At 53.7% G+C, this 22250-nt stretch carries 24 protein-coding genes and 3 tRNA genes; 17 read left to right on the forward strand and 10 right to left on the reverse strand.

From position 1 onward, the window contains the following. Positions 1-81: 81 nt before the first annotated feature. The gene (locus MV421_RS07565; RefSeq protein ID WP_297421687.1) at positions 82-906 is read right to left on the reverse strand and encodes a slipin family protein; all 825 of its coding nucleotides are present in this window, start codon (positions 904-906) and stop codon (positions 82-84) included. A gap of 1 nt (position 907) precedes the next feature. After that, entirely contained in the window at positions 908-2251 is a 1344-nt protein-coding gene (locus MV421_RS07570; RefSeq protein WP_297421702.1) for a nodulation protein NfeD, read from the reverse strand. Positions 2252-2340: 89 nt separating this feature from the next. Here MV421_RS07570 and MV421_RS07575 point away from each other — a divergent pair, with 89 nt between their 5' ends. The 4 genes from MV421_RS07575 to MV421_RS07590 are packed head-to-tail and all read left to right on the forward strand — an operon-like array spanning position 2341 to position 4185. Continuing rightward, positions 2341-2658, forward strand: a complete 318-nt coding sequence (locus MV421_RS07575; protein WP_297503262.1) for a hypothetical protein — start codon at positions 2341-2343, stop codon at positions 2656-2658. Continuing rightward, positions 2622-3449: a DNA-3-methyladenine glycosylase gene (locus MV421_RS07580; protein WP_297421691.1), complete on the forward strand. Its 828-nt coding sequence runs from the start codon at positions 2622-2624 to the stop codon at positions 3447-3449. The genes MV421_RS07575 and MV421_RS07580 overlap by 37 nt, the downstream gene beginning before the upstream one ends. Beyond that, complete coding sequence (locus MV421_RS07585; RefSeq protein ID WP_297503264.1) at positions 3446-3781, forward strand: hypothetical protein; 336 nt, start codon at positions 3446-3448, stop codon at positions 3779-3781. Before MV421_RS07580 ends, MV421_RS07585 begins: the two co-directional genes overlap by 4 nt. Before the next feature lie 5 nt (positions 3782-3786). Then, complete coding sequence (locus tag MV421_RS07590) at positions 3787-4185, forward strand: hypothetical protein (protein WP_297421704.1); 399 nt, start codon at positions 3787-3789, stop codon at positions 4183-4185. Positions 4186-4299: 114 nt separating this feature from the next. On the opposite strand, the gene MV421_RS07595 is transcribed toward MV421_RS07590, so the two are convergent. Beyond that, entirely contained in the window at positions 4300-4815 is a 516-nt protein-coding gene (locus tag MV421_RS07595) for a type II toxin-antitoxin system VapC family toxin (RefSeq protein WP_297421696.1), read from the reverse strand. A 58-nt stretch (positions 4816-4873) separates the two neighbouring features. On the opposite strand from MV421_RS07595, the gene MV421_RS07600 reads away from it, so the two are divergent. Genes MV421_RS07600 through MV421_RS07610 form a run of 3 tightly spaced genes read left to right on the forward strand, consistent with a single transcriptional unit; the run spans position 4874 to position 7333 of the window. Further along, entirely contained in the window at positions 4874-5641 is a 768-nt protein-coding gene (locus tag MV421_RS07600; RefSeq protein WP_297421698.1) for a LamB/YcsF family protein, read from the forward strand. 5 nt (positions 5642-5646) lie between these two features. Next, the gene (pxpB, locus tag MV421_RS07605) at positions 5647-6342 is read left to right on the forward strand and encodes a 5-oxoprolinase subunit PxpB (protein WP_297420053.1); all 696 of its coding nucleotides are present in this window, start codon (positions 5647-5649) and stop codon (positions 6340-6342) included. Beyond that, entirely contained in the window at positions 6335-7333 is a 999-nt protein-coding gene (locus tag MV421_RS07610; protein ID WP_297420057.1) for a biotin-dependent carboxyltransferase family protein, read from the forward strand. The genes pxpB and MV421_RS07610 overlap by 8 nt, the downstream gene beginning before the upstream one ends. On the opposite strand, the gene MV421_RS07615 is transcribed toward MV421_RS07610, so the two are convergent. Together MV421_RS07615 and MV421_RS07620 are read right to left on the reverse strand one after the other, a co-directional pair. Then, a complete protein-coding gene (locus MV421_RS07615; RefSeq protein WP_297420060.1) occupies positions 7330-7764 on the reverse strand; it encodes a UPF0179 family protein in 435 nt (144 codons plus the stop codon). The genes MV421_RS07610 and MV421_RS07615 overlap by 4 nt on opposite strands. A 29-nt stretch (positions 7765-7793) precedes the next feature. After that, positions 7794-8855, reverse strand: a complete 1062-nt coding sequence (locus tag MV421_RS07620) for an NAD(P)-dependent glycerol-1-phosphate dehydrogenase (RefSeq protein WP_297518104.1) — start codon at positions 8853-8855, stop codon at positions 7794-7796. A gap of 51 nt (positions 8856-8906) precedes the next feature. On the opposite strand from MV421_RS07620, the gene MV421_RS07625 reads away from it, so the two are divergent. From MV421_RS07625 to MV421_RS07640, 4 genes are all read left to right on the forward strand, one after another. Then, positions 8907-9722 (forward strand): DUF63 family protein, encoded by an 816-nt coding sequence (locus tag MV421_RS07625; RefSeq protein ID WP_297420063.1) that lies wholly within the window; start codon positions 8907-8909, stop codon positions 9720-9722. A 1-nt stretch (position 9723) separates the two neighbouring features. Continuing rightward, a complete protein-coding gene (locus MV421_RS07630) occupies positions 9724-10494 on the forward strand; it encodes a bifunctional fructose-bisphosphatase/inositol-phosphate phosphatase (RefSeq protein ID WP_297518107.1) in 771 nt (256 codons plus the stop codon). Then, positions 10484-11098 (forward strand): rhomboid family intramembrane serine protease, encoded by a 615-nt coding sequence (locus MV421_RS07635; protein WP_297518110.1) that lies wholly within the window; start codon positions 10484-10486, stop codon positions 11096-11098. Before MV421_RS07630 ends, MV421_RS07635 begins: the two co-directional genes overlap by 11 nt. Positions 11099-11155: 57 nt before the next feature. After that, positions 11156-11263, forward strand: a tRNA-Met gene (locus tag MV421_RS07640). Between the two features lie 213 nt (positions 11264-11476). Here the strand turns inward: MV421_RS07640 and MV421_RS07645 are convergent. After that, complete coding sequence (locus MV421_RS07645) at positions 11477-12772, reverse strand: DEAD/DEAH box helicase (RefSeq protein ID WP_297420073.1); 1296 nt, start codon at positions 12770-12772, stop codon at positions 11477-11479. Positions 12773-12843: 71 nt separating this feature from the next. Continuing rightward, positions 12844-12921 (reverse strand) — tRNA-Lys (locus MV421_RS07650). Between the two features lie 110 nt (positions 12922-13031). Here MV421_RS07650 and MV421_RS07655 point away from each other — a divergent pair. The 3 genes from MV421_RS07655 (at position 13032) to MV421_RS07665 (ending at position 16022) form a co-directional block, all read left to right on the forward strand. Then, a tRNA-Leu gene (locus MV421_RS07655) sits at positions 13032-13119 on the forward strand. A 189-nt stretch (positions 13120-13308) separates the two neighbouring features. After that, positions 13309-15489: a DNA topoisomerase I gene (gene topA / locus MV421_RS07660; protein ID WP_297518113.1), complete on the forward strand. Its 2181-nt coding sequence runs from the start codon at positions 13309-13311 to the stop codon at positions 15487-15489. Continuing rightward, complete coding sequence (locus tag MV421_RS07665; RefSeq protein WP_297504139.1) at positions 15489-16022, forward strand: hypothetical protein; 534 nt, start codon at positions 15489-15491, stop codon at positions 16020-16022. Before topA ends, MV421_RS07665 begins: the two co-directional genes overlap by 1 nt. A 261-nt stretch (positions 16023-16283) precedes the next feature. Here the strand turns inward: MV421_RS07665 and MV421_RS07670 are convergent, their stop codons facing one another. From MV421_RS07670 to MV421_RS07680, 3 genes are read right to left on the reverse strand one after another with little or no spacing between them, the layout of a single operon-like run. Then, entirely contained in the window at positions 16284-17474 is a 1191-nt protein-coding gene (locus MV421_RS07670; RefSeq protein ID WP_297420082.1) for an NAD(P)/FAD-dependent oxidoreductase, read from the reverse strand. After that, the gene (locus MV421_RS07675; RefSeq protein ID WP_297420085.1) at positions 17471-17674 is read right to left on the reverse strand and encodes a DUF362 domain-containing protein; all 204 of its coding nucleotides are present in this window, start codon (positions 17672-17674) and stop codon (positions 17471-17473) included. Before MV421_RS07675 ends, MV421_RS07670 begins: the two co-directional genes overlap by 4 nt. Next, positions 17658-18362 (reverse strand): transcriptional regulator, encoded by a 705-nt coding sequence (locus MV421_RS07680; RefSeq protein ID WP_297420088.1) that lies wholly within the window; start codon positions 18360-18362, stop codon positions 17658-17660. Before MV421_RS07680 ends, MV421_RS07675 begins: the two co-directional genes overlap by 17 nt. 129 nt (positions 18363-18491) lie before the next feature. Between MV421_RS07680 and MV421_RS07685 the strand changes: the two genes are divergently transcribed. The 3 genes from MV421_RS07685 to MV421_RS07695 all read left to right on the forward strand — a co-directional run bounded on the left by MV421_RS07685 (position 18492) and on the right by MV421_RS07695 (position 22195). After that, on the forward strand, positions 18492-19172 hold the full coding sequence (locus MV421_RS07685; protein WP_297420093.1) for a thioredoxin family protein: 681 nt from the start codon (positions 18492-18494) through the stop codon (positions 19170-19172). Between the two features lie 97 nt (positions 19173-19269). Continuing rightward, entirely contained in the window at positions 19270-20199 is a 930-nt protein-coding gene (locus tag MV421_RS07690; protein ID WP_297420113.1) for a hypothetical protein, read from the forward strand. Positions 20200-20296: 97 nt separating this feature from the next. Beyond that, positions 20297-22195: a S9 family peptidase gene (locus MV421_RS07695; protein WP_297420096.1), complete on the forward strand. Its 1899-nt coding sequence runs from the start codon at positions 20297-20299 to the stop codon at positions 22193-22195. Positions 22196-22250: the final 55 nt, after the last annotated feature.

Consider the following 22250-nt stretch of genomic DNA (forward strand, 5'->3'; position numbering starts at 1 on the left):
TTATTCTTTGCGGTTAACAATGTACATTGGGAGATTTTTAAAAAATTGGTCAAAGGGGCCATAGAAAAAGAAAGCGCTCTTTTACTCCTCTTTCGTTTCTTTTTCTTCCTTTTCATCTCCCGTGCTGAGCTTCTTTACGGCTTCGGCCGCCTCGTTCATGCTCTTGAAGAGCTTAAGCATCTCCATCGGGAGGGGTAGGATGATGACGTTGCTCTTATCGCCTGCCACATCGCTTATGGTCTGGAGTGTCCTGAGCTGGAGTGCCATCGGGTGTTGGGACACTATCTCAGCGGCATCGCGGAGCTTTTCAGCGGCCTGCCTCTCGGCTTCGGCCAGGAGAATCCTTGCACGCCTCTCCCTTTCAGCCTCAGCCTGCTTTGCCATTGCCTTCTGCATTCCGCTTGGGAGCTCGACGTCCTTTATTTCTACCGTTGAAACTTTTATTCCCCAAGGATCGGTTGCCTCATCGATTATCTTCTGGAGCTGGAGGTTAAGCTTCTCCCTCTCGCTCAGCAGTTCGTCCAGATGTGCCTGACCTATGACGCTCCTCAGCGTTGTCTGCGCTATCTGGCTCGTGGCCATTATGTAATTGCTGACCTGGGTAACCGCCTTGACAGGGTCTATGACGCGGAAGTAAACGACTGCATTGACCCTAACAGGAACGTTGTCCTTGGTTATCGTCTCCTGAACCGGGACGTCGAGAACCCTAGTACGAAGGTCAACTATCACCGCCTTTTCGAATATTGGGAGTATGAAGAACAGTCCTGGGCCCCTCGCGCCAACGACCCTTCCGAGGCGGAAGATAACCGCCCTCTCATACTCCTTCACTATCTTTATGGCGCTGGCCAGTATTATCAACACAAAAAGCAAAACGATGCCCCACACAATCGTTCCAACACCAGTCACCTCAATCACCTCCACCAACATGTTCAACGGTAAGCATAAGGCCGTTCACCTCAACAACCTTCACCTCCTCCCCGACGCGGATGACGCGCCCGTCCCGGCTCCTTGCCTTCCAAAGCTCGCCGTGGAGTTTTATAATGCCCTCCGGGTCGAGGTCCTCAACCACTCTCCCGACTTCTCCGATTAGCTCCTCCTTTCCAGCTTCAGGCCTCCTGCGGTGAGCTTTGACAACGGCCGCAGCCCCGAAGAGGAAAAACAGCCCAAGGAGAATTGCCATGACGACTATCGCTATCCTGAGGAGGTGGTAGGTATTCTCACTCACGAGGTACACACCCCCACTGTTTCCAAAGAGCATTATACCTCCAAGAAGGAAAGTAATGGTTCCAGCAATGGCGAAGAGACCGAAGGTCGGTGTGAAGGCCTCTGCTATGAAGAATATCATGGCCAAGACTATGAGGAGCAATCCCGCACTGTTGTAGCCGAAGTAGCCGAGGCCTATCAAACCAAGCACAAGAAGTATTGCCCCAATGGTTTCTGGAACGTGCCAGCCGGGAGTTAGGAAACCGAAGATCAGCCCGATAATGCCCACATTGAGGAGAACGTAGGCTATTGAGGGGTTTGTTATGAAGTTCACCAGTTCGTCCGTTATAGAGGGTCCCAAGGTGATGACCTTTGCATTGGTGAAGTTGAAGGTGACATAACCCCTGTCTCCCACGGGAATTTTCGTCCTCATACCGTTGGCCTTCTGAAGGAGGTTTGGAACATCGTTGGCGATGACCTCTATAACGTGGGCCTTGAGCGCCTCCTCGGGGGTCAGGCTGAGGTCTTCCTGTATGAACTCAACGGCCGCAGTCTGGTTTCTGCCGCTCTCCTGTGCAAGGGAGCGCATATAGGCGGTGTAAAAGTTTCTTATCTTCTCTGGAGCCTTTATTATGCTACCGTTGTTGGCGTAGCCCAGTATCGGCTCACATGCTCCGATGCTCGTTCCCGGGGCCATCGCTATGAGATGAGAGCCCATAGCAATATACGTCCCGGCGGAGGCCGCTATTGCACCCCGGGGGGCCACGTAGATTATCACCGGAACCGTGGAGTTCTGTATCTCCGAGACTATCTTCATCATGGCATCCCCGAGACCACCGGGAGTGTTGAACTCAATTATAAGGGCCTCGGCCCGGTTCCTCTCGGCGATGTTTATGTAGCGGGCGAATTGGTCCACCGTGTAGTCGGTTATGGTTCCACTTATCTTGGCAACGTAGACGACGTGACCGTTCTGAGCCGCGGAGAGGAGGGGAGCTAACCCAATCACCAGGAGAAAAATAAAGGCAAAGAAAACAGGTTTCAGTCTCATCCCCACCGCCGTTGATAATACCACTCCATGGTTTAAATCTTTTGCCGTCCCCAAAAGGGATTTATAGGAGCACCTTCAGATATTGGAATATGGAACTCAAAACCCTGACAAAACTCTATCGTGTCTCACACGGGTCAGAAAAAGCGAGGATAGCATGGAAACTCATCAAGGAGGCGGCTAAACATTCAAACCATGAGCCATACTGGGATTTCCTTAAAGAGGCCTTTGGCGTAAAGATGGAGGAGGTTAAGGATGCCCTCCGCTTCCTTGAGGAAATGGGAGAGCTTCAGGTAAAGCGATCCGTCGACGGAAAGAGGCTCTACGTCTCGACCCTAAAGGATATAAGGGAGAACCCCGTTAGGCTCGACCGATGGCTGTCGATATCGAGAAAACCTCAGGAGAGATGATACGCAACGGCACCTGGAGGTTCGAAAACGGCATATTCTACCAGGCCTTTAGGAACGGTGTTGCCGGTTACAACGGAGAGAACTTCTTCTTTCCGAATTCGTGGTCAAGGCAGGAGAAGAAAGAGGCTAGGGAGAATCTTACCTTCATCCTTGGCCTCGACACGGATCTGGATTCGTTCTACGCGGAGATAAGCGACTCACCATTCGCCTTTCTCATTGACGAGTTCTACGGCCTCACAGTGTCAGCCTCGCCAAGTCCCTATCAAGCCCTCATTGAGGTAATAGCCCAGCAGCAGGTTAACTTCGACTTTGCCCAGAGGACGATTGCGAACCTCGTGAGGCTCGCCGGAAAGCAGGTCGGCGACATCTACGCCTTCCCGACCCCTGAAGAAGTGGCTGGACTGGACGATGGAGAGCTGAAGGTGGCAAAACTCGGCTATCGGGCGACTTATGTAAAGAGCCTCACCACGCTTTACCTTGCTGGAAAGCTCGACCTCGACTTGTGGGAATGGGGTGTTAAAGAGTCCGTAAAGTACCTGACCACGTTTCGCGGTATTGGAAAGTGGACGGCGGAGCTGTTTTTGGCCTACGGCCTAAGGAAGAACGTCTATCCCGCCGGAGACCTCGGACTGAGGCGTGGAATAGCGAAGATTTTCGGGAAGAGCGTGAAAGAGGTAAAGGAGAGGGATGTGCGAGAGATAATTGAGCCGTACGGGAAGTGGAAGGGCCTGTTAGCCTTTTATGTGACCTGCTACGATAGGAAGACCGAACTGGAGAGGAGGAAAAGATGAGTGAGACCACTGAGATTAAGCTCCCCAAGGAGCACTTTAAAGCCCTCAAAGGCCAGGACGTAACCGAGCTCCTCAGGAAAAGCCTCCCAAAAGTTGAGGAAACCCTCATTGCCGAGCGGGAGGAGTTCCTTAGAGAGAAAATCAAAAGGCTGGAGGAAAAGCTCCGCGGGATGGAGGAAGAAATCGATGAGCTTAGGGAGTTCTATGAGAAAGCACTAAGGGACAAGGAGTTCATGATGACGGAGCGCGACCGTCTCAAAAAGGAGAACGCAGAGCTGAAGACGGAGTTCGAGGAGAAGAGACGTGAACTGGAGAAAGTTCATGGAGCGTGAACGGGATGAAGCTCATCATCAAGCCAGAAAAGGGCTTTGGGAGGATTGAAGTTGAGCTGGATTCAGAACTCGCTGGGGAGATAAACCGACTGAGCGAGAGATACGGTGTCCCAGTCGAGAGGGTAATTGAGATAACCCTCACAGGGGAGTTTAAAGAACCTCTGAGAGACCTTGATGAGCTGGAAGAAAAAGCCAGAGAGCTTGAAAAACGTGTGTGGGAGCTTGAAGGGGAGTATGCCCCGCTCCGCTTCAAGGCTTACGGGTTGAGCGAGGACAACAAAGTTCTGGCGATAGAGCTGTCCGGGTTAGTGGCGGAGAACAGCCAGCTCCGGCGGTTTTTGAGGCTCAAACTGGAGAGGGACCTTGAGCTGAGAAAGCTTATATCCTATTATCTGCAAGGCTAAACCGCGGATGATGATAGCGAATTGCGCGGATTTATGAAGAGCAACGCTACCTGACGCCACCCTGGACGGGCTATGAGGAATCCAAGACGGGCTGAGCAGGAGCGATGACGTGCCCTATGAGCGCCGAGCCCGTTTGGGGCGCTTTCTCTTGCGCCTCCTTGGAATTAATCTGACGGGACTGCCGCAGTCAGGACAGATTCCCTCCGGTGGCATCTCTTCAAAACGCCTCCCACAGCCGATGCAGACGTAGTTCCAGCGGATAACGTGCTTTATGCCGCGCTTGAGGGTCCTGAACTCCATGCCCAGGGTTTTAGCTATGTTCTGAAGGTTGTAGTCATCGGTGAAGAGAACTCCCCCAAGCTCATAGGCCAGTGCGAGGATTTCTAAGTCGGCCTCGCTGAGTTCGCTTAACTCGCCCGTTCTCTTCGCGGCACCTTTAACGACCTCAATGCTCTCCCGCGATGGGACTAAAACCTTAACCTTCCTCCCGCTGATCAGACCCTCAAGAAAGAGCCTCGACTCAGGGTCCTTGACCTCTTCAACGACCTTCGGTGTGGTAACACCCTCGACGTCCATCCCCTGTATGAATATCGCGGCGTCGATTATCCTGACTTTTTCGTCTTCCTTCATGATCCCAGCTTGGAGAAACCCTTTTTTAGATTTCCGTCGAAATGCTTCCGGTGGTAGCATGAGGGTTGACCTCAACTCTGACCTCGGAGAGAGCTTTGGAAGATATAATCTCGGCCTCGATGGGGAGGTTATGAAGTACATCACGAGCGCCAACGTTGCGACAGGCTGGCACGCCGGCGATCCCATCGTCATGAGGAGAACTGTGAGGCTCGCAAAGGAGAATGGGGTGGCAGTTGGTGCGCATCCCGGTTATCCAGACCTCTTAGGTTTTGGAAGGAGATACATGAGACTCTCACCTGAGGAGGCTAGGAACTACACCCTCTACCAGATAGGCGCTCTCCATGCTTTTTCCAGGGCTGAGGGCCTAGAACTCCAGCACGTTAAGCCCCACGGGGCACTCTACAACGCCCTTGTAAAGGATGAAGCACTCGCGAGGGCGGTCCTTGAAGGGATAGCGGACTTCGATAAGAACCTAATCTTCGTAACGCTTTCCGGCTCAAGGTCTGCTGAGATAGCGGGGGAGATAGGCGTTAGGGTGGCCCACGAGGTATTCGCCGACCGCGCCTACAACCCGGACGGAACGCTCGTTTCCCGCTCGAAACCAGGGGCGGTGATTCACGACAAGGATGAGATAGCGGAGCGCGTGATTTCAATGGTCAAGGATGGCGGAGTCAGGGCGATAAACGGCGAGTGGGTCGAGCTGAAGGTCGACACCATCTGCGTTCACGGGGACAACCCCAAGGCGGTCGAGATAGCGGCCCACGTGAGGAGGGCCCTTGAGGATGAGGGAGTGAAGGTAGTGCCAATGAGGGAGATAGTGTGGTGAACCCCATGAAACCGGAAATAAAGCCCTCCGGCGACTCCGCCATAGCCGTGTCCTTCGGCGAGACAATTGACGAGGAGATAAACGGCAGGGTCCACGCCGTCGCAAGAGCCATAGAGGAGATGAGCTTTGAATGGCTCGTGGAGGTGGTGCCGGCCTACTCCTCACTCTACGTCTTCTACGACCCGCTGAAGGTTTCCTACACCGAAGTTGAGGCCTCGATAAAGCCGCTGCTGAACGCGAAGACCGAGTCCTTTGAGGGCAGGCTCATCGAGGTTCCCGTCGTCTATGGTGGTAAATACGGCCAAGACATTGAGTTTGTGGCGGAACACAACGGCCTCACCGTCGATGACGTCATCGAAATCCACTCCCAGCAAGTTTACCGCGTCTACTTCCTCGGCTTTCTCCCGGGGTTTGCCTACCTTGGAGGAATGGACGAGCGCATAGCAGCGCCCCGTCTGGAGAGGCCCCGCCTCAAAGTGCCCGCAGGCTCTGTGGGAATAGCGGGAAGGCAGACCGGCATTTACCCCCTTGAAAGTCCCGGCGGCTGGCGGCTCATCGGGAGGACACCGTTGAGGCTCTTCAACCCGTCGAAAGAGCCGCCGACGCTCCTCCAGCCGGGGGACAGGGTGAAGTTCGTGCCGATAGACGAGAGCGAGTTCAGGGAGATCTACCTAGAAGAGGGGGGTGTGGAAAGTGATTGAGCTCCTCAAAGTCCCCTCTCTCCTGACGGTTCAGGACTCCGGAAGGCCCAGCTACAGAAAACTCGGCGTCCCGGTTTCTGGCTTTATGGACGATTATTCCGCAAGGGTAGCCAACTACCTCGTAGGAAACCCCGGAAACAGTCCACTCCTTGAGTTCCTTCTTTCCGGGCCGACGGTGAGGTTCAATGCATCTGTCGTCTTTGCCATTGCAGGGGATGCTGACATCACACTCAACGGCATTCCAGTTGAACCCTGGACGAGCTACTGGGCCAAGCGGGGGGATGTTCTAGAGGTTGGAACCCTGGGGAGTGGCCTCTACGGCTACATCGCCTTTGCCGGAGGGATAAAGTGCGAGAAGCTTCTGGGGAGCTGCTCCGCCTATCCGAAAGCCAGCCTTGGAAGGCCGCTGAAGGCCGGCGACAGGCTGAGCCTCGGCTACACGATACTGACGGGAAAAGAAGGAAAAAGCCTTCCGGAGGAGCTGAGACCAAACTACTCCGCGAAAGAAATAACCGTTAAAGTGATCCCCGGCCCCGATTTGAAGCACTTCACGGAGGATGGTCTGAAGACCTTCTTGGGCGAGGCCTACACCGTAATGCCTGAGTCAGACAGGATGGGCTACCGCATGGACGGCCCCGTGATAGAACATTCCTGGAAGGGCGCCGACATCATCACGGAGCCTCTGGCGCCGGGGACTGTGCAGGTTCCTACGAACGGAAAGCCTATAGTGATGATGCGCGATGCCCAGACCACCGGCGGTTACGCGAAGATTGCGACGGTTATAAGCATTGACCTGCCCCATCTGGCACAGAGCAGACCGGGAACTAGAGTGAGGTTCAAGGCGGTGGACGTTGAGAAAGGGCAGGAACTCCTAAGGAGGCGCGAGAAAACGCTGAGGGCAATAGAAGAGTTCCTTGAGGGAAAAATGAAGGCCTACAAAATCAAAGCCGGAAAAGAAGAGAGGATAGCCTTCACAGAAGTGGGGCGTTAGTCCTTCTTTCTCATCACCTTGACGACCTTGTAGGTCTTCCCGTTGCACTCGACCTCCCCGGTCACCTCGATTATCTTCACCTGGTCGCCCTCGAAGAGGCCCTCAGGGCGGAAGAGGTCCTGCTTGTCCCTTTCACCGCACTCCTCGAACTTCAGCCGTATCACCGAGCCTGCTATCGCCATCCTTGGCTCCACAGCGACCTCGATGCTCGGTTCGACCACTTCCACCACGCGCACCTTGCCCTCATGGAGCGGGCAGGAGTGCGACGGCATGCTTCTTACGCGCAGGATTTTGTACCTCCGCCCGGGTTCGAGGTTTCCAACGCAGACACCAGCCAATTTGCACGTCTTGCAAGGCTCCGCTGGACCATAGAAAATGAACTCGACTCCAGGTCTTGCCAGCTTTTCCCCAACTAGCGTGATTATTGCCATTTCAACACCTCCGTCGTGAGTGATGACAGTCAGATGACTCCAGTGATTTTAGCGGCCTTCTCTGCCGCCTCCCTCGTCAGACCGTCCTTCCCGAGGATCGTATAGCGCTCGGGCCTTATCGTGTGGGCTGTTGTTAGAGCCTTGATGAGTACCTCCGGCTCGATCCCCAGCTCGTATGCGTTAGTTGGCGCACCAACCCTCTTTAAGGTTTCCCTAACGCGCTCCCACTTGAGGCCGTGGAGGTAGGCGGTTATTATCGTCCCGACACCGACCTGCTCGCCGTGGAGGGCCGGTTTTTCGAGGAGGGAATCAAGGGCATGGCTGAAGAGGTGCTCGGCACCGCTCGCCGGTCTGGATGAACCCGCTATGCTCATTGCCACGCCGCCACTTATTAGGGCCTTCACAACCTTTCTAACGCTCTCCTCGTTGCCGAGCCTTATTATGTCCGCGTTACGCATTATCATCTTGGCGCTCATCAGACTGAGCGAAGCTGCATACTCACTGTAATACTCCCCTTTTATCCTGTGAGCTAATTGCCAGTCTTTAACTGCCGTCAGGTTGCTTATAACGTCCCCAACACCCGCGGCAAGATAGCGGTAGGGAGCGGTCCTGATGACCTTCACATCCGCGATGACCGCAACTGGAGGGACCGCTTTTAGGGACGTTTTTAGTCCGAGATCCCGTATTGAAGCGTTGGCGCTCGCTATGCCATCGTGGGAGGCTGTTGTAGGAAAACTGATAAATGGAACGCCAGCTTTGAAGGAGGCCAGTTTTGCAACGTCGATTATACTCCCGCCGCCGACCGCTATGAGCCAGTCCGAGTCATGGTCACGAACTATTGAAAGAACCCTCTCAACCTCCTCCATTGTCGCGCCTTTAACGGTCACGCCCTCAACGCTATATTCTCCGCTTAGAACATCCTTCACCGCTTTTCCTGCTATCCCCTTCGTCCTCGGGCCGTAGAGCACGAGGGCTTTCCTCCCTAATCCAAGGCGTTTGGCGACGTTAACGGTCTCTTCAACCAGGTTCTCGCCCAAAAGCACCTCTCGCGGGAGTTGCATCAGGTGCACTTCTCTCACCACCTTCCACATTATGGTGGGAAAAGCTTTAAGGCTATCGGAACAAGGGGCTATGGTGGTCGAATGGGTCCCTATGAGTTCTTTTACAAGTACTTCGTGCTTCCAATTAAGGATAACCAGGGCTACAACCCGGTGAACACAACCACCTACGCGATAATTCTTGGAATCGCGGTCATACTCCTGTACAAAATGCTCAAACGCATGGGGATCCGGGTTGACGGACGGTTCTTCAAAGCTTTGATTCCTTACATAATCCTCGGTCCGCTGATGAGGAGCATGACCGACATTGGAATTCTCCAGAGGACCTATCTGACGGTCAGCCCCGGCGGCTACTTTGTCATAGCGGCCTTTGCAATAGCCTCGCTCTATGCGGTGTGGCGGCACATCGGGCCGGATGAGAAGCTCTACCCCATCTACCGTGATTTCGGCTGGGTTCTCGTCGGGGGGCTGCTCTTTATCCTGATAATCAACTTAGACAAGGTGAGCTTCAATTGGGAAGTTCTAAAGTACTTCATCCCGGCCCTTCTGGTAGCCGAGGCCTTCATCTGGGCTCTAACGAAGAAGTTCAAACTGATAAAGGACAACGAACTGCTGTTTTACACCCACTTCTATGATGCTACCACAACCTTCGTTGGGATCCAATTCTTCGGCTTCTGGGAGCAGCACGTTCTGGCGAGGTGGATGATGGGTTTACTGGGAACTCCGGCAGCGATGTACCTTGAGAAGTTCATCATCCTCCTGCCGGTGGTCTGGATACTCGACAGGGTAATGGGAGAGGAAGACGAGGACTTAATCAACTTTGTCAAGCTAACGATTTTTATTCTTGGCTTCGGTCCTGGAACTAGGAACTTCCTGATAACACTCATGGGGGGTGGATGAGATGGAATTCGAGTGGAACGCGATAGCTAAAGAGATAGCACTGGAAGTTGAGAAGGCGGTTCTCCCACTCTTCGGAACGACAAAGGCCGGTGAGGTTATAGGAATGAACGCCAGTGGTGACACAACCGACTACGTTGACAAGATCTCGGAGGATATAATTCTGTCAAGGCTCAAACCCCTTGGCGTTAATGTGGTCAGCGAGGAAGTCGGGGTAATCGACAACGGGAGCGACTACACCGTCGTGATAGACCCGATAGACGGCTCATACAACTTTACGGTTGGGATACCAATTTTCGCCTTCAGCTTCGCCGTTTTCAAGGATAAAAAACCTGTTTACGGAGCAATCTACGAGTTCTTCCCCAAGAATTTCTACGAGGCCGTTCTAGGCGAGGGGGCATTCCTTAACGGAAGGAGGATTCATGTGAGGAAGCCGGAGCGTGGGAAGGAAGCGCTGAGCTTCTACACGCGCGGGAGATGCACAGGGATAGTAAAGAGGATTAAGCGCGTCCGCGTTCTTGGTGCCATAGCTGTGGAGCTGTCTTACCTTGCTAAGGGTGCCATTGACGGCGTCTTTGACATCAGAAACTACGTCAGGCCGACGGATATAGCGGCGGGAGTGCTCATAGCTAGGGAAGCCGGCGCGATAGTTACAGATGAGAGGGGGAAAGAGCTTAAAGTCAAGCTCAGCGCAACTGAGAAGACGAACCTCATAGCGGTTGATGATGAATACCTCCTGAAAATCATACTGGAGGAGCTAGGTAATGGCTCTTGAGCGCTACTTCTACCGCTACGGTAAGGCCACCTTCAGCCTGTTCCTCATAAACCTTGCCGTTTACACAGTTGAGTCCATCCTGAGCGGAAACCCGATCAGGATAAGCCCCAACGTCCTCCTCCTCTTCGGTCAATGGAACTACGCGGTTCTCCACTACGGCTGGTGGTGGCAGCTCTTCACGGCGATGTTCGTGCACGTCAGCATACTTCACATAGCCTTCAACATGTACTTCCTCATCGTCATGGGAAGTCAGCTTGAACACGTGATAGGTCCAAAGAGGCTGACGATGGTCTACCTTGTTTCGGGCCTCTTCGGGAACATACTAACGCTCCTCTTCCTCCCACCGAACACCGTAAGTGCGGGCGCGAGCGGGGCCCTCTTCGGCATAGCCGGAACGCTGATAGTCATGATGGGCGTCATAGGAGGTAACATGCAGGCCGCTCTTATCAACGCGTTCTTCCTCTTTATCATCAACAGCATCCTGCCAGGAGTTAACGCCTACGCCCACATGGGCGGCCTGCTAGTTGGTATAGCCATCGGCTACTACTACGGGAAGCGTATCAGAAGGCGTATGGCACTTGCCTACGGGTACGGCTATTACTGATCCATCGAAAGATTTAAAAATGCCCCACTGGAGGTATAGGTCGAGCGCTCGGGCAGTGCCGGGGTAGCTTAGCCTGGTCAGAGCGCTCGGCTCATAGGGCCGCTTCCCTTCGGGGGAGCCTGAGAAACCGAGAGGTCCGGGGTTCAAAGCCCCGCCCCGGCACCATTGGAACTTTGCTCGGCAAAGTCTGTAGCTCTTTTTTGGAGCGCGTGTTTATAAGGGGATTTCCTGCTTGGAATTAATTGTTCTGGGGAGAACTTTCTCTAATTTAAGCGCCAGAATACTACCTCAACGCGACCACAATTTTCCCCCGATGAGTTGTTGGGCAAAAGGAAGGAATAGAAAAAATCTAGGGAAACGGACAAGCCGTTTCCAAGCTCAGTAGCGGTAATCTGAATAGCCCTCGGAGTAGTTTCTCCTTCCGCCTTTCTTGCCTCTGCCGTTCCTTCCGCTCCCCCTGCCCTCGCGGTAGTTTCTGGAACTTCCGGAGTTTTTAGAGTAGCCCTTTGAGCCGTAGCTTCTCTGGGTTCTCTCGTATCTCTCACGGTATTCCTTTGGAATCTCCTCGCTCAGCTCCGACTTACTTATTTCCACGCCCGCCTGTTGGGCGATGTAACGGAGGCGCCTGAACTCGCCGGGCATTATGAAGGTTATTGCCCTGCCCCTCTTACCCATCCTACCGGTTCTACCTATCCGGTGGACGTAGTCTTCAGCCGTCATGGGTAGGGAGTAGTTGACGATGTGACTTATGTCCTGCACGTCGAGACCCCTCGCGGCAACGTCAGTCGCAACGAGAACCCTTGTCTTCTTGTTCTTGAAGCGCCAGAGCGTTCTCTCCCTTGCTGACTGGCTCATGTCACCGTTGAGAGATTCTGCCCTGTATCCGCTACTCCTTAGCCTCTCGCTCAGCTCCCGCGTTTCTCTCTTCGTGGCGCAGAATACTATGCCGTAGAAGTTCTCATTGGCATCGAGTATCTTCTTCAGCACTGTGAACTTTCTAGCCGGGACTACCTCAAGGTACTCCTGGTCGACCATCTCCGGCACAAGTTCGTCACTGCTGACGCTCACAACCTCGTAGTCACCCATGTAGCGCCTTGCAAGCCTCTTTATCTCGGGCGGCATCGTGGCCGAGAACATGAGAACGCGCTTTTCCTTTGGTGTTCCCCTGAATATCACCTCAATGTCATCCACGAAACCCATGTCAAGCATCCTATCCGCTTCATCGAGGATGAAGAACCTAACGCCGCTTAAATCAATGGTGCCGCGCCTTATGTGGTCGAGAACCCTTCCGGGAGTTCCGACTACGATGTGTGTGCCCCTCTCCAGCGCCCTTATCTGCGGGCCTATCGGCTGGCCGCCGTAAACTGCGTAGACATAGATCCTCTTCCTCCCACGGAGGCTCTTGATTTCATCCGCCACCTGGAGGGCTAATTCCCTCGTAGGTGTGAGGATTATCGCCTGGACGCCCCTCTCCTTAGGATCAATCGCCTCGATTATTGGAAGCGCAAAAGCGGCCGTCTTCCCCGTCCCGGTCTGGGACTGGCCGATTATGTCGGTCTCCCCCCTTAAAAGTCTGGGGATGACCTCCCTCTGGATATCGGTTGGCTGTAAAAAGCCTTTCTGCCTTACTGCTACTAACGTGGCCTCGGATAAGCCTAAGCTTTCAAAACTCATCTTTCTAACTCCTTCTACGTTACTCAGACGCACTCCTTCTCAAACGGAACGCGCCGAGAAGAAACGCGATCTGGCGGGCCGAGGGGGATTCGAACCCCCGACCACGGGATTAAGAGTCCCGCGCTCTAACCATGCTGAGCTACCGGCCCTCAACCCGAAACCATAGACGGGAGGTTGTTTTATAAATTTTTCGGTCTATTTGGGTCCGAAGACGATAGAAAAATTTATAAATCCTCCCAAAGCCTTATAGTTTGGCGAAGCGGGGGTTGCCAAGCCTGGTCAAAGGCGCGGGATTGAGGGTCCCGTCCCGTAGGGGTTCCGGGGTTCAAATCCCCGCCCCCGCACCATTACAGCCCTTCCTAATGAAAGCGCTGGCAGAAATGGCTGCTTGTTCTATGAACTTACCCTTTGGACAGTGCATGACTAGCTTTTTGTCCCTTGAAAAAGAAACTTTTCGCCAGCCTTTCACAGAAACTGCTGCAGAGTTCCTCCGCAGGATTTTTATAATCCCCCCCCTAACAGCTCAAGGTGTCACCATGGTCACGCTAATCATCGCGGAGAAGCCTAACGTCGCGAGGAAGATTGCGTATGCCCTGGCTGAGGGTAAACCCGTGCGGAAGGCCATTGGGAAGGTTCCCCACTATGAGTTCATGCGCGATGGGAAGAGGATAATTGTCGCCCCTGCCGTCGGCCATCTCTTTTCTCTCGCCCCAAGGATGAAAACCTACGGTTATCCCATCTTCGACATTGAATGGGTTCCCATCTACGTTGCTGAAAAGGGAAAGGGTTACGCGAAGGACTACATCAAGGCCATTGCTACGCTTGCGAAGGGGGCGAACGAGTTTATCATTGCGTGCGACTACGATACGGAGGGAGAAGTGATAGGTTACACTGTCCTCAAATACGCCTGCGACGTCGATCCTTCGAAGGCCAAACGCATGAAGTTCTCGGCATTAACGAAAAAGGACCTTCTCCGGGCTTGGTACAACATTGAGCCGACCATAAACTTCGGGATGGCAGATGCTGGAATAGCGCGCCACGTCCTCGACTGGTACTGGGGCGTGAATCTTTCAAGGGCACTCACCTCGTCAATAAAGCGTGCGAGCGGGAAGTGGATGGTCCTTTCAACTGGCAGAGTCCAGGGGCCAACGTTGAAGTTCCTCGTTGACAGGGAGAAGGAGATACAGGACTTCAAGCCGACCCCTTATTGGGTCATAAAGATGCTCCTTGAGAAGAACGGCGAGCAGTACACCGCAACCTACGAGAAGGAGCGCATCCTCGATGAAGAAGAAGCCAAAAGAGTGGTGGAAGAGGCGAAGAGGGGGCCTGCCTTTGTTGAAAAGGTGGAGGTCAGACAGCAGAAGAGGCATCCACCCGTCCCCTTTGACCTCGGAACCCTCCAGAGGGAGGCTTACTCCGCCTTTGGATACAGCCCGAAGAAGACTTTGGAGATAGCACAGCGCTTGTATGAAAAGGGACTTCAGTCGTATCCGCGCACCAGTTCCCAGAAGCTGCCAAAGAACCTCAACTTCAGGACGATACTCCAGAACCTTGCCAAGCTATCAGAGTACAAGCCCTTCGCCCATGCCCTCCTTGGGGAGGAGAGGCTCAAGCCCGTTGAGGGCAAGAAGGACGATCCGGCGCACCCGGCCATCTACCCAACTGGCGAACTGTCGAAGCCCGGCGACCTCACCAAAGATGAGAGGAACATCTACGACCTTATTGTCAGGCGCTTTTTGGCCCTCTTCATGGAGCCTGCCGTGAGGGAGACGATGAAGGTGGTGGTAAACTCCAACTCCCACCGCTTCATCCTGAGCGGGGCTAGGACTGTAAAGGAGGGCTGGCTGAAGGTCTATGGAAAATACGTTAAGTTCGATGAGGTAATTCTACCGGTCTTCAAGGAGGGCGAGCCTGTAAAGGTCCTCCAGATAAAGCGCGAGAAGAAGAAGACTAAACCACCAGCACGCTACTCCCCGGCGGCGGTCATCAAGAGGATGGAGGATCTCGGCATAGGAACCAAAGCCACGCGCGCCCAGATACTCGAGACACTCTACAACAGGGGATACATTGAGGGCAAAAGGAAGATAAAGGTGACACCGCTCGGGATGCGCGTCGTTGAGGCCCTGGAGAAGAACGTGCCGGATATAGTCAGTGTTGAGCTCACAAAAGCCTTCGAAGAGAATATGGAGAAGATAATGGCCGGCAAGGCCAACAGGGAGCAAGTTATTGAGGAGAGCAAGAATCAGCTGGTCAAAATCCTCCAGGTCTTCAGGGAGAAGGAACTTGACATCGGAAAGATGCTCCTCGAGAGCACTGGGACGGGGGTTACCCTGTCAAAAGCCACTGCAAAGAAGAGGGGAGCAGTTAAAGAGCTCAGCGAGGAGGAAGAGCGCGAGGTTCAGCGGACGGTTGACGGAGGAACTGACTCTAAAAAAGCGAAGGCCCGGAAGCCAGAGAAAAGGCCCCTCGTCATCGGGAAGTGCCCCAAGTGCGGTGGCGATTTGGTTGTCCGCTACAACAGGAAGACTGGCAAGCGCTTCGTGGGTTGCTCGAACTGGCCGAAGTGCGACGTTACCTACCCACTCCTCCAGCGTGGCGAGATAATCCCGACGGATGAGACATGTTGTGGCGGCGCACCAGTCGTTAAAATCCGCGAAAGGGGGAGAGAATATGAGGTTTGCGTCGATATGAACTGCAGGGACTGGAGGAAGAAGTGATGGATGCCTCCCGAGAGGAATACCTTCGCATCGCGGGGCTTCTCCTTGAGAACGCGGAAGAGACCCTTAAACGGTTTGGGGAGAGCCTTAATGGTGGGATAACCCTTGAAGGCCTCCTTGAGGTTCAGTCCGCGGTTTTCCTAGGACTAGCCGATGCAGCCCTCTACTCCTTCGCGGCTAGGGATGAGGGGAGCGTCAGGAAGGCGTACTCAATCTTTCTCCGGGCTTTGGACATCGTCAGGCTCGGAAACGCGTATGAGAACGTGCCGGAGATTGACCTCCAGCTCAACTATCTCAGAGATTTGGACCCGGAGAGGGGGTTTTCCCTCGACAGACGCCTCTCGACCCTCGGAGAGCCAAAGCCGATACAGATATGGGCGAACAGGGTTATAAAGCTCAGGAATGCAGTGGAAGGCCGTCCTCCAAGGGATCCACTCCACGAGATCGGGTACGGGATAGTTGAGACGGACAGGAGGTTCCCAGCGCTCCTCTCCGCGGTCAGGAGGGTTTATAGGATTAACCGCCCCCAGTAGAGAGGCTCGTTGAACTTCTCACCCTCGAGATGAAGAGCGGTCTTAACCACAATCCCCTGCCCTGCGCCGATGGGGAGTGTGAGGAGATAACGGAATTGCCCGACGTTTCAGGCTTTATCCCAGTCCACAGCAGGGGACTTGACGTCTACTACTACATCCCTTCAAGGAAAAGCCTCCATCTTCCGTGGGGCACCATAGAAACTGGGAAGATTAGTGAGGCTGTTATCTGGTCCAGTGAAAAGAAAAGGGGATTTCGATGCATTAGAGGAGCTCTTTAAGAAGGCTCAGCCTGCGCTTGCTCATAAGTACCTTTGGGTGCTTTAGGAGGGCTTTTATTACCTCCCCATAGTCTCCGCCTGCTATCTTCTCTGCATCTGCGCCGCTGAGTATCTGGATGAACAGGTCGAGGTCCTCATCCGTGAGCTTCTCGGTAACGTGCCTTACCTTCAGAACCTTCTCAAGCCTTTTTCCATCGGTCTCCCACCACTCTTTCGTGTAATTCTGAAGGAATGATAGGTTCTCCTCTTCAAGGGCCTTGACTATCCACTTGCTCGCTATTGTTCCTGCTCCCATTGCCTCTGCCATTCCGCCCCCGTGCATCGGGTTAACCTGCCTCGCTGCATCGCCGACAACGAGAACGTTGTCCTTCGCCAGCTCCTTCACGAAACCGCCGACCGGGACGACACCGACGTTAACCTCCAATATCCTCTTGGTCTGAATCTTGTTCTCCTCGAGCCACTTGTCGAGGTAGTGCTTTGCAGTCTCAGGGTGATCTGAGGCGATACCTATTCCGACGTTAGCTCTGTCTTCATCCTTTGGGAAAACCCAGACATAACCGCGCGGAGCCACCTCGTTGCCGAACCAGAGATGTATCAAATCCGGATCGTAACCTTCGATGAGCATCTCGTACTCGTAGGAGGAGTCAAACTCGTGTGGAGGGGCATATGTGTTTAGTCCAGCTTTTCTGGCTATGGTACTCTCAACGCCGTCGGCCGCCACTATGATGTTCGTGTATATCTCAACCGGCTCGTTCTCATGTTTGGCCGTTATTCCAACTACCTTACCCTCCTTCCTGATAACATCCTGTGCCTCGGTTCTAGCCAAAACATCGGCACCTGCCTTTGCCGCGTAATATGCCAGCATCTTGTCGAAGACCTTCCTCTCTAGGATTACACCGCTCGCTTCCTTGTAGCGAAGCTCAAGCTCGTAGCCACTCGGGGAGTAGAGTTTTGCACCGTAGATCTCGCGGTTGATGAACCTTTTGTCGTAGGGGATGTCATACTCATCGAAGACCTTCATGTTTATGCCCTCAGCGCACTGCTTTGGACTTCCAATGGCGGGCTTCTTATCAATGAGGAGAACCGAGTAACCTGCTTTGGCAACGTTTCTAGCAACTATCGGGCCAGCAATTCCGGCACCAACGACGACCACGTCGTATTTCATCTCCTTCATCCTTCCACCTCCAGGGGTTCAGCGCTTAAAGCTCCGACCGGGCAGGTGTTTATGCATATCCTACAGCTTATGCACTTGTCCTGGAAGAATTCCCAGCCGTTTGAGTGGACCTCTATGGCGAGCGTTGGGCAAACTCCCGCACAGCCTCCGCAGAGGTAGCAACGGTCCTCATTGACGACTATTCTAATCTTCTCCGGCATCTCCTTCACCGCCAACTCCTTTTAACCTATCCGCGTCAATCTTGATGATCCCGTCTTTTATTATTAACGGTACGAATCTGTCCAGTTCCCGAGCTTTGGCGAGCACTTCTCTCTCCTTGAGATTGAGCCTGTCGCTCAGCTCGTCGACGGTTGACCCCCCAGTTAAAAGGATGTAGTGGAGTATCGCCAGCTGTGTCATGTCTCCAATCTCACTGAGATAATGCTCCTTTATCTCCTTCATTAGCCTGTTGCGCCTGCTTTCGATGGTCTGAAGCGCCCGAAGGGCCTTCTCAAGTTCGAAACTGATGCCCATGAATGCGGCCACCATGTCTAAGAGGCTCCTCGCTTCTTTTATGGAGGGTAGGTTTATCTCAACCTTCCCCTCGAAAGGCTCCCCAAGCTCGATACCGCGATACCAGAAGAGGTTGGGAGTGACCGTCACCACGTACGTCCGAGAGATGGCTATGTCGTAGTACTTCCTCGCGGGCCCGATGAAAGGCCCTTCCCGCTCGTAGGACTTAAGAATCCCCTCACGTTCCATTATCTTGAGGTGCTTCGCAACCGCCGTAGAAGAAACGCTGACCTTGTTGCTGAGGAAGCTGAAGTAGCACTCCGTACAGGTGAGGTGACTGAGCAAATCCCTCCTTACCCTGTTTCCTAAGATGTAGAAAATATCCGGTTCAGCCATGACCAACACCCACCCAAATCTGTTACGTAAAGCTTAAATATGGTACATCTGACCCTAAGCTTGAACCAACATCTGGTTAGAAAGTGGTTCACGGTGATTATAAACCTTTAGATGAGGAGGTGTCCGGAAATGGGACTGATTAGCGATTCCGACAAGAAAGTGATAAAGGAAGAGTTCTTCTCCAAGATGACAAACCCGGTCAAAATAATCGGCTTCACCGGCAAGGAGCACTGCCAGTACTGCGACCAGCTCAAGCAACTCGTTCAGGAACTCAGCGAGCTCAGCGACAAGATTACCTACGAGTTCCATGACTTCGACACACCAGAGGGCAAGGAGATTGCTGAGAAGTACAGGGTAGACCGCGCTCCCGCAATAACCATCACTCAGGAGGGAAAGGACATGGGTGCCAGGTTCTTTGGCCTTCCCGCCGGCCACGAGTTCGGTGCCTTCCTCGAGGACATCGTCGACGTTAGCAATGCTCAGACGGACCTAATGCCAGAGAGCAAAGAAGATCTTGCCAATATCGAAAGGGACATCAGGATACTCGTCTTTGTAACGCCAACCTGCCCCTACTGTCCGCTCGCCGTTAGGATGGCCCACAAGTTCGCCATTGAGAACACCAACGCCGGCAAGGGCAAGATTCTCGGTGACATGGTCGAGGCCATTGAGTACCCAGAGTGGGCTGACAAGTACAGCGTCATGGCCGTTCCCAAGGTCGTTATCCAGGTGGACGGCGAGGACAAGGTTCAGTTTGAGGGCGCCTACCCTGAGAAGATGTTCATGGAGAAGCTCCTCGCCGCCCTTGAGTGACTCGTTTACCATTTTGTGTCAGTATCTCCTTTCAGCTTTTCCAACTTTCCACGGAAGAGTTATAAATCTCAGCCACCAGCTCAGAGTGGGGGAGTCCATGAGCATAGATATCGGCGGCGTCAACGTTAGTTTCACCGGAAAACTCGACGATGGTTTTGAAGACGGTTTTGGGGGCCTTTTCGCAAGGCGTTACCTTCCCGATGTGTCCAGGGGTGTGAACGACGAGGGGGACGTTCTGATAGAACGCTTCAAAGGGGAAACATTCCGAGTCTTCAGCGCTGTATATGACCATCTTGGACGGGATGAATACAAGATAGAGTCAGCGGTTCCATCCGCGTACGGTAACGAGGCACCGGTCTTCTTCATCCTTCAGGCGGCCGCAAGGGCTGGGGCAAAGGGAGGAAGGACCTTCGTGACGGACTCGGTTGGGGTCGTTGCAAAAAACGGAAAGGCAGTTCTCTTTGTCGGTTATCCCCACACAGGAAAGAGCACGATGTCTGTCCTGGCACTCTCACGGGGGCTCCCAGTTCTCAGCACTGAGAACACGATAGTGGAGGTTAGGGATGGGGAGCTCTACATAGTTGGCGGAACGGACGTCTTAGTCTACGACCCGCGTGTTGAGGGTATCTATGATATTAAGGCTCCCTACGACGAGCAGACCCGGAGTGGATACCGTATAAAAGACCTTGGCAGAGATACACGGCGGAAAAGGCTTCTCAAAGGGGGAGTCGAAATAGACATGATCGTTCTCCTTCACTCAGCTTTCAACTGCATGGAGGCAAGCTTCTCGCGGATTACGGGCAGGAAGGTCAGGAAGACCCTCTGGTACTTCTCGACGGCCCTCATGAAGGGTCTCGACTACTACGAGCCGATGCCCCTTCACGTGCCGATGAGCGAGGAGATAGGTAGAAATCTGCGCCTCTTCCTTGAAACTGCCTCCGAGAACTACTCTGGCAGGATGTTCGAAGCCTTCGGCAACCATAAGGCTGTTTTTGACAGGGTCTTTGAGATGGAGCTTGTGGAGTAACATACCTGCCCCGGCGATGGGTCTCTCCTGGCTTTCAACACACATCGAAACGCCAAGCTTTTATACGAAAAGAGCTGAATTAGTTCGGTGATCCTAAATGGTGAAAGGTCTGACCGAGAAAGACCTCGGAAAGTTTAAGCTGGTTGGGAACGTAGACGCGTTCAAGAAAAAGCTCGTCTTCCAGGTAACGGAGATAAACCTTGAAAAGGATGACTACTTCTCGAGGCTCTACCTCTACGACGGCAGGAAAATTAAGCCGTTCACCGCTGGAAAAAAGGACGGAAACCCAAAGTTCTCACCTGACGGGAAACTGGTGGCTTTTACCTCCAAGCGCGATAAGGAGAGTAAGGAGGCCGAGCTCTACATAATCCCGACCGATGGGGGAGAGGCGAGGCTCCTAGCGAAGTTCAAATACGGGGTATGGAACCTGCGCTTCACCGAAGACGGGAAGGGTATAGCGGTCGTCACCCCGATCGACATCGAGAAGAAGCCCAAGGACGACGTTCACGTTATCAAGGAGATCCCCTTCTGGCTCAACGGTGTCGGCTGGATCTATGAGAAGAGGAGCACTGTTTACCTTGTCGATGTCAAAACCGGAAAGAAGAAGCGCCTGACGCCGAAGAACCTTGACGTAAGCCAGATTCGCTTCCACAACGGCAGGCTCTACTTCATTGCCCAGGAAGACCGCGAGAAGAAGCCCATGGTGAGCGACCTCTACGTCCTCGAGGGTAGGAAGGCGAGGAGGATAACCCCGGGCAAATGGGACATCTCCGACTTCATCCCGCTCGACGATGGAACCTTCATCCTCAAGGCCAGCACATTGGAAAGGGGAATCCCGACCAACACCCACATCTACCACTACAACCCCGAGACGGGCGAGATGAGGAAGCTAACGAAAGGCCTCGACCGCTCCGCTTACAACTCGCTCAACTGCGACGTTCGCGGCTCTCAAAGGGCAGAGCTTGTCTTCAGGGATGGCTGGGTCTACTATGTAGCAACCGACGGGCCGAGGGCGAACCTCTTCAGGGTAAACCTCAACGGGAAGATCGAGCGCGTGATCGATGGAGACAGGAGCGTCGAGAGCTTCGCGGTTGGCGACTACATAGCCTTCACCGCCCAAGATGCTGTAACCCCAACGGAACTCTACACCCTCCGGGATGGAACGGAGAAAAAGCTTACTGACTTCAATGGATGGATTAAAGAATATGCCCTCTCAAAGCCCGAATACTTCACCGTTAATGCCTCTGATGGCGTTGAGATAGACGCGTGGGTTATGAAGCCCGTTGGTTTCGAACCGGGGAAGAAGTATCCCGCGGTCCTGGAGGTCCACGGCGGGCCCAAGACGGCCTACGGCTACTCATTCATGCATGAGTTTCATGTTTTAGCAGCTAAAGGCTTCGTCGTAATCTTCTCCAATCCAAGGGGAAGCGACGGCTACGGCGAGGAGTTCGCCGACATTAGAGAGCACTACGGGGAAAGGGATTATCAGGACCTGATGGAGGTCGTCGATGAAGCCCTAAAGAGATTCGACTTCATAGATGGAGAGAGGATAGGCGTCACCGGCGGCTCCTATGGCGGCTTCATGACGAACTGGATAGTCGGGCACACGAAACGCTTTAAGGCCGCGGTAACCCAGCGTTCCATCTCCAACTGGACTAGCTTCTTTGGAACCACCGACATCGGCTACTTCTTCGCCCCTGACCAGGTGGGCGGCGACCCCTGGAGCAATACAGACGGCTACTGGGAGAAGAGCCCGCTGAAGTACGCGCCGAACGTTGAAACACCGCTCCTCATAATTCACTCAATGGAGGACTACCGTTGCTGGCTCGCAGAAGGCCTTCAGTTCTACACGGCTTTGAAGTACCTTGGAAAAACCGTCGAGCTTGCGCTCTTCCCGGGAGAGAACCACGACCTCAGCAGGGGCGGGAAGCCGAAGCACAGGGTTAAGAGGCTTGAGCTGATAGCGGGATGGATGGAGCGGTGGGTTAAGAGCTGAGTTTTCTTTTTCTACTTTAGATCGGTCCAACTGATTTTGGTGAAATGAAAGAAGG

The sequence above is a fragment of the Thermococcus sp. genome (assembly GCF_027023865.1).
Lineage (GTDB): Archaea > Methanobacteriota_B > Thermococci > Thermococcales > Thermococcaceae > Thermococcus.

What these genes read in the sequence shown, in the direction of transcription:
- MV421_RS07615 (WP_297420060.1), bottom strand. Translation starts at nt 7,764, where the DNA reads ATGGCAATAATCACGCTAGTTGGGGAAAAGCTGGCAAGACCTGGAGTC.
- MV421_RS07585 (WP_297503264.1), top strand. Translation starts at nt 3,446, where the DNA reads ATGAGTGAGACCACTGAGATTAAGCTCCCCAAGGAGCACTTTAAAGCC.
- MV421_RS07570 (WP_297421702.1), bottom strand. Translation starts at nt 2,251, where the DNA reads ATGAGACTGAAACCTGTTTTCTTTGCCTTTATTTTTCTCCTGGTGATT.
- MV421_RS07625 (WP_297420063.1), top strand. Translation starts at nt 8,907, where the DNA reads ATGGGTCCCTATGAGTTCTTTTACAAGTACTTCGTGCTTCCAATTAAG.
- MV421_RS07635 (WP_297518110.1), top strand. Translation starts at nt 10,484, where the DNA reads ATGGCTCTTGAGCGCTACTTCTACCGCTACGGTAAGGCCACCTTCAGC.
- MV421_RS07630 (WP_297518107.1), top strand. Translation starts at nt 9,724, where the DNA reads ATGGAATTCGAGTGGAACGCGATAGCTAAAGAGATAGCACTGGAAGTT.
- MV421_RS07670 (WP_297420082.1), bottom strand. Translation starts at nt 17,474, where the DNA reads ATGAAGGAGATGAAATACGACGTGGTCGTCGTTGGTGCCGGAATTGCT.
- MV421_RS07590 (WP_297421704.1), top strand. Translation starts at nt 3,787, where the DNA reads ATGAAGCTCATCATCAAGCCAGAAAAGGGCTTTGGGAGGATTGAAGTT.
- MV421_RS07595 (WP_297421696.1), bottom strand. Translation starts at nt 4,815, where the DNA reads ATGAAGGAAGACGAAAAAGTCAGGATAATCGACGCCGCGATATTCATA.
- MV421_RS07690 (WP_297420113.1), top strand. Translation starts at nt 19,270, where the DNA reads ATGAGCATAGATATCGGCGGCGTCAACGTTAGTTTCACCGGAAAACTC.
- MV421_RS07695 (WP_297420096.1), top strand. Translation starts at nt 20,297, where the DNA reads ATGGTGAAAGGTCTGACCGAGAAAGACCTCGGAAAGTTTAAGCTGGTT.
- MV421_RS07620 (WP_297518104.1), bottom strand. Translation starts at nt 8,855, where the DNA reads ATGTGGAAGGTGGTGAGAGAAGTGCACCTGATGCAACTCCCGCGAGAG.
- MV421_RS07575 (WP_297503262.1), top strand. Translation starts at nt 2,341, where the DNA reads ATGGAACTCAAAACCCTGACAAAACTCTATCGTGTCTCACACGGGTCA.
- MV421_RS07665 (WP_297504139.1), top strand. Translation starts at nt 15,489, where the DNA reads ATGGATGCCTCCCGAGAGGAATACCTTCGCATCGCGGGGCTTCTCCTT.
- MV421_RS07680 (WP_297420088.1), bottom strand. Translation starts at nt 18,362, where the DNA reads ATGGCTGAACCGGATATTTTCTACATCTTAGGAAACAGGGTAAGGAGG.
- MV421_RS07675 (WP_297420085.1), bottom strand. Translation starts at nt 17,674, where the DNA reads ATGCCGGAGAAGATTAGAATAGTCGTCAATGAGGACCGTTGCTACCTC.
- MV421_RS07685 (WP_297420093.1), top strand. Translation starts at nt 18,492, where the DNA reads ATGGGACTGATTAGCGATTCCGACAAGAAAGTGATAAAGGAAGAGTTC.
- topA (WP_297518113.1), top strand. Translation starts at nt 13,309, where the DNA reads ATGGTCACGCTAATCATCGCGGAGAAGCCTAACGTCGCGAGGAAGATT.
- MV421_RS07580 (WP_297421691.1), top strand. Translation starts at nt 2,622, where the DNA reads ATGGCTGTCGATATCGAGAAAACCTCAGGAGAGATGATACGCAACGGC.
- MV421_RS07645 (WP_297420073.1), bottom strand. Translation starts at nt 12,772, where the DNA reads ATGAGTTTTGAAAGCTTAGGCTTATCCGAGGCCACGTTAGTAGCAGTA.
- pxpB (WP_297420053.1), top strand. Translation starts at nt 5,647, where the DNA reads ATGAAACCGGAAATAAAGCCCTCCGGCGACTCCGCCATAGCCGTGTCC.
- MV421_RS07600 (WP_297421698.1), top strand. Translation starts at nt 4,874, where the DNA reads ATGAGGGTTGACCTCAACTCTGACCTCGGAGAGAGCTTTGGAAGATAT.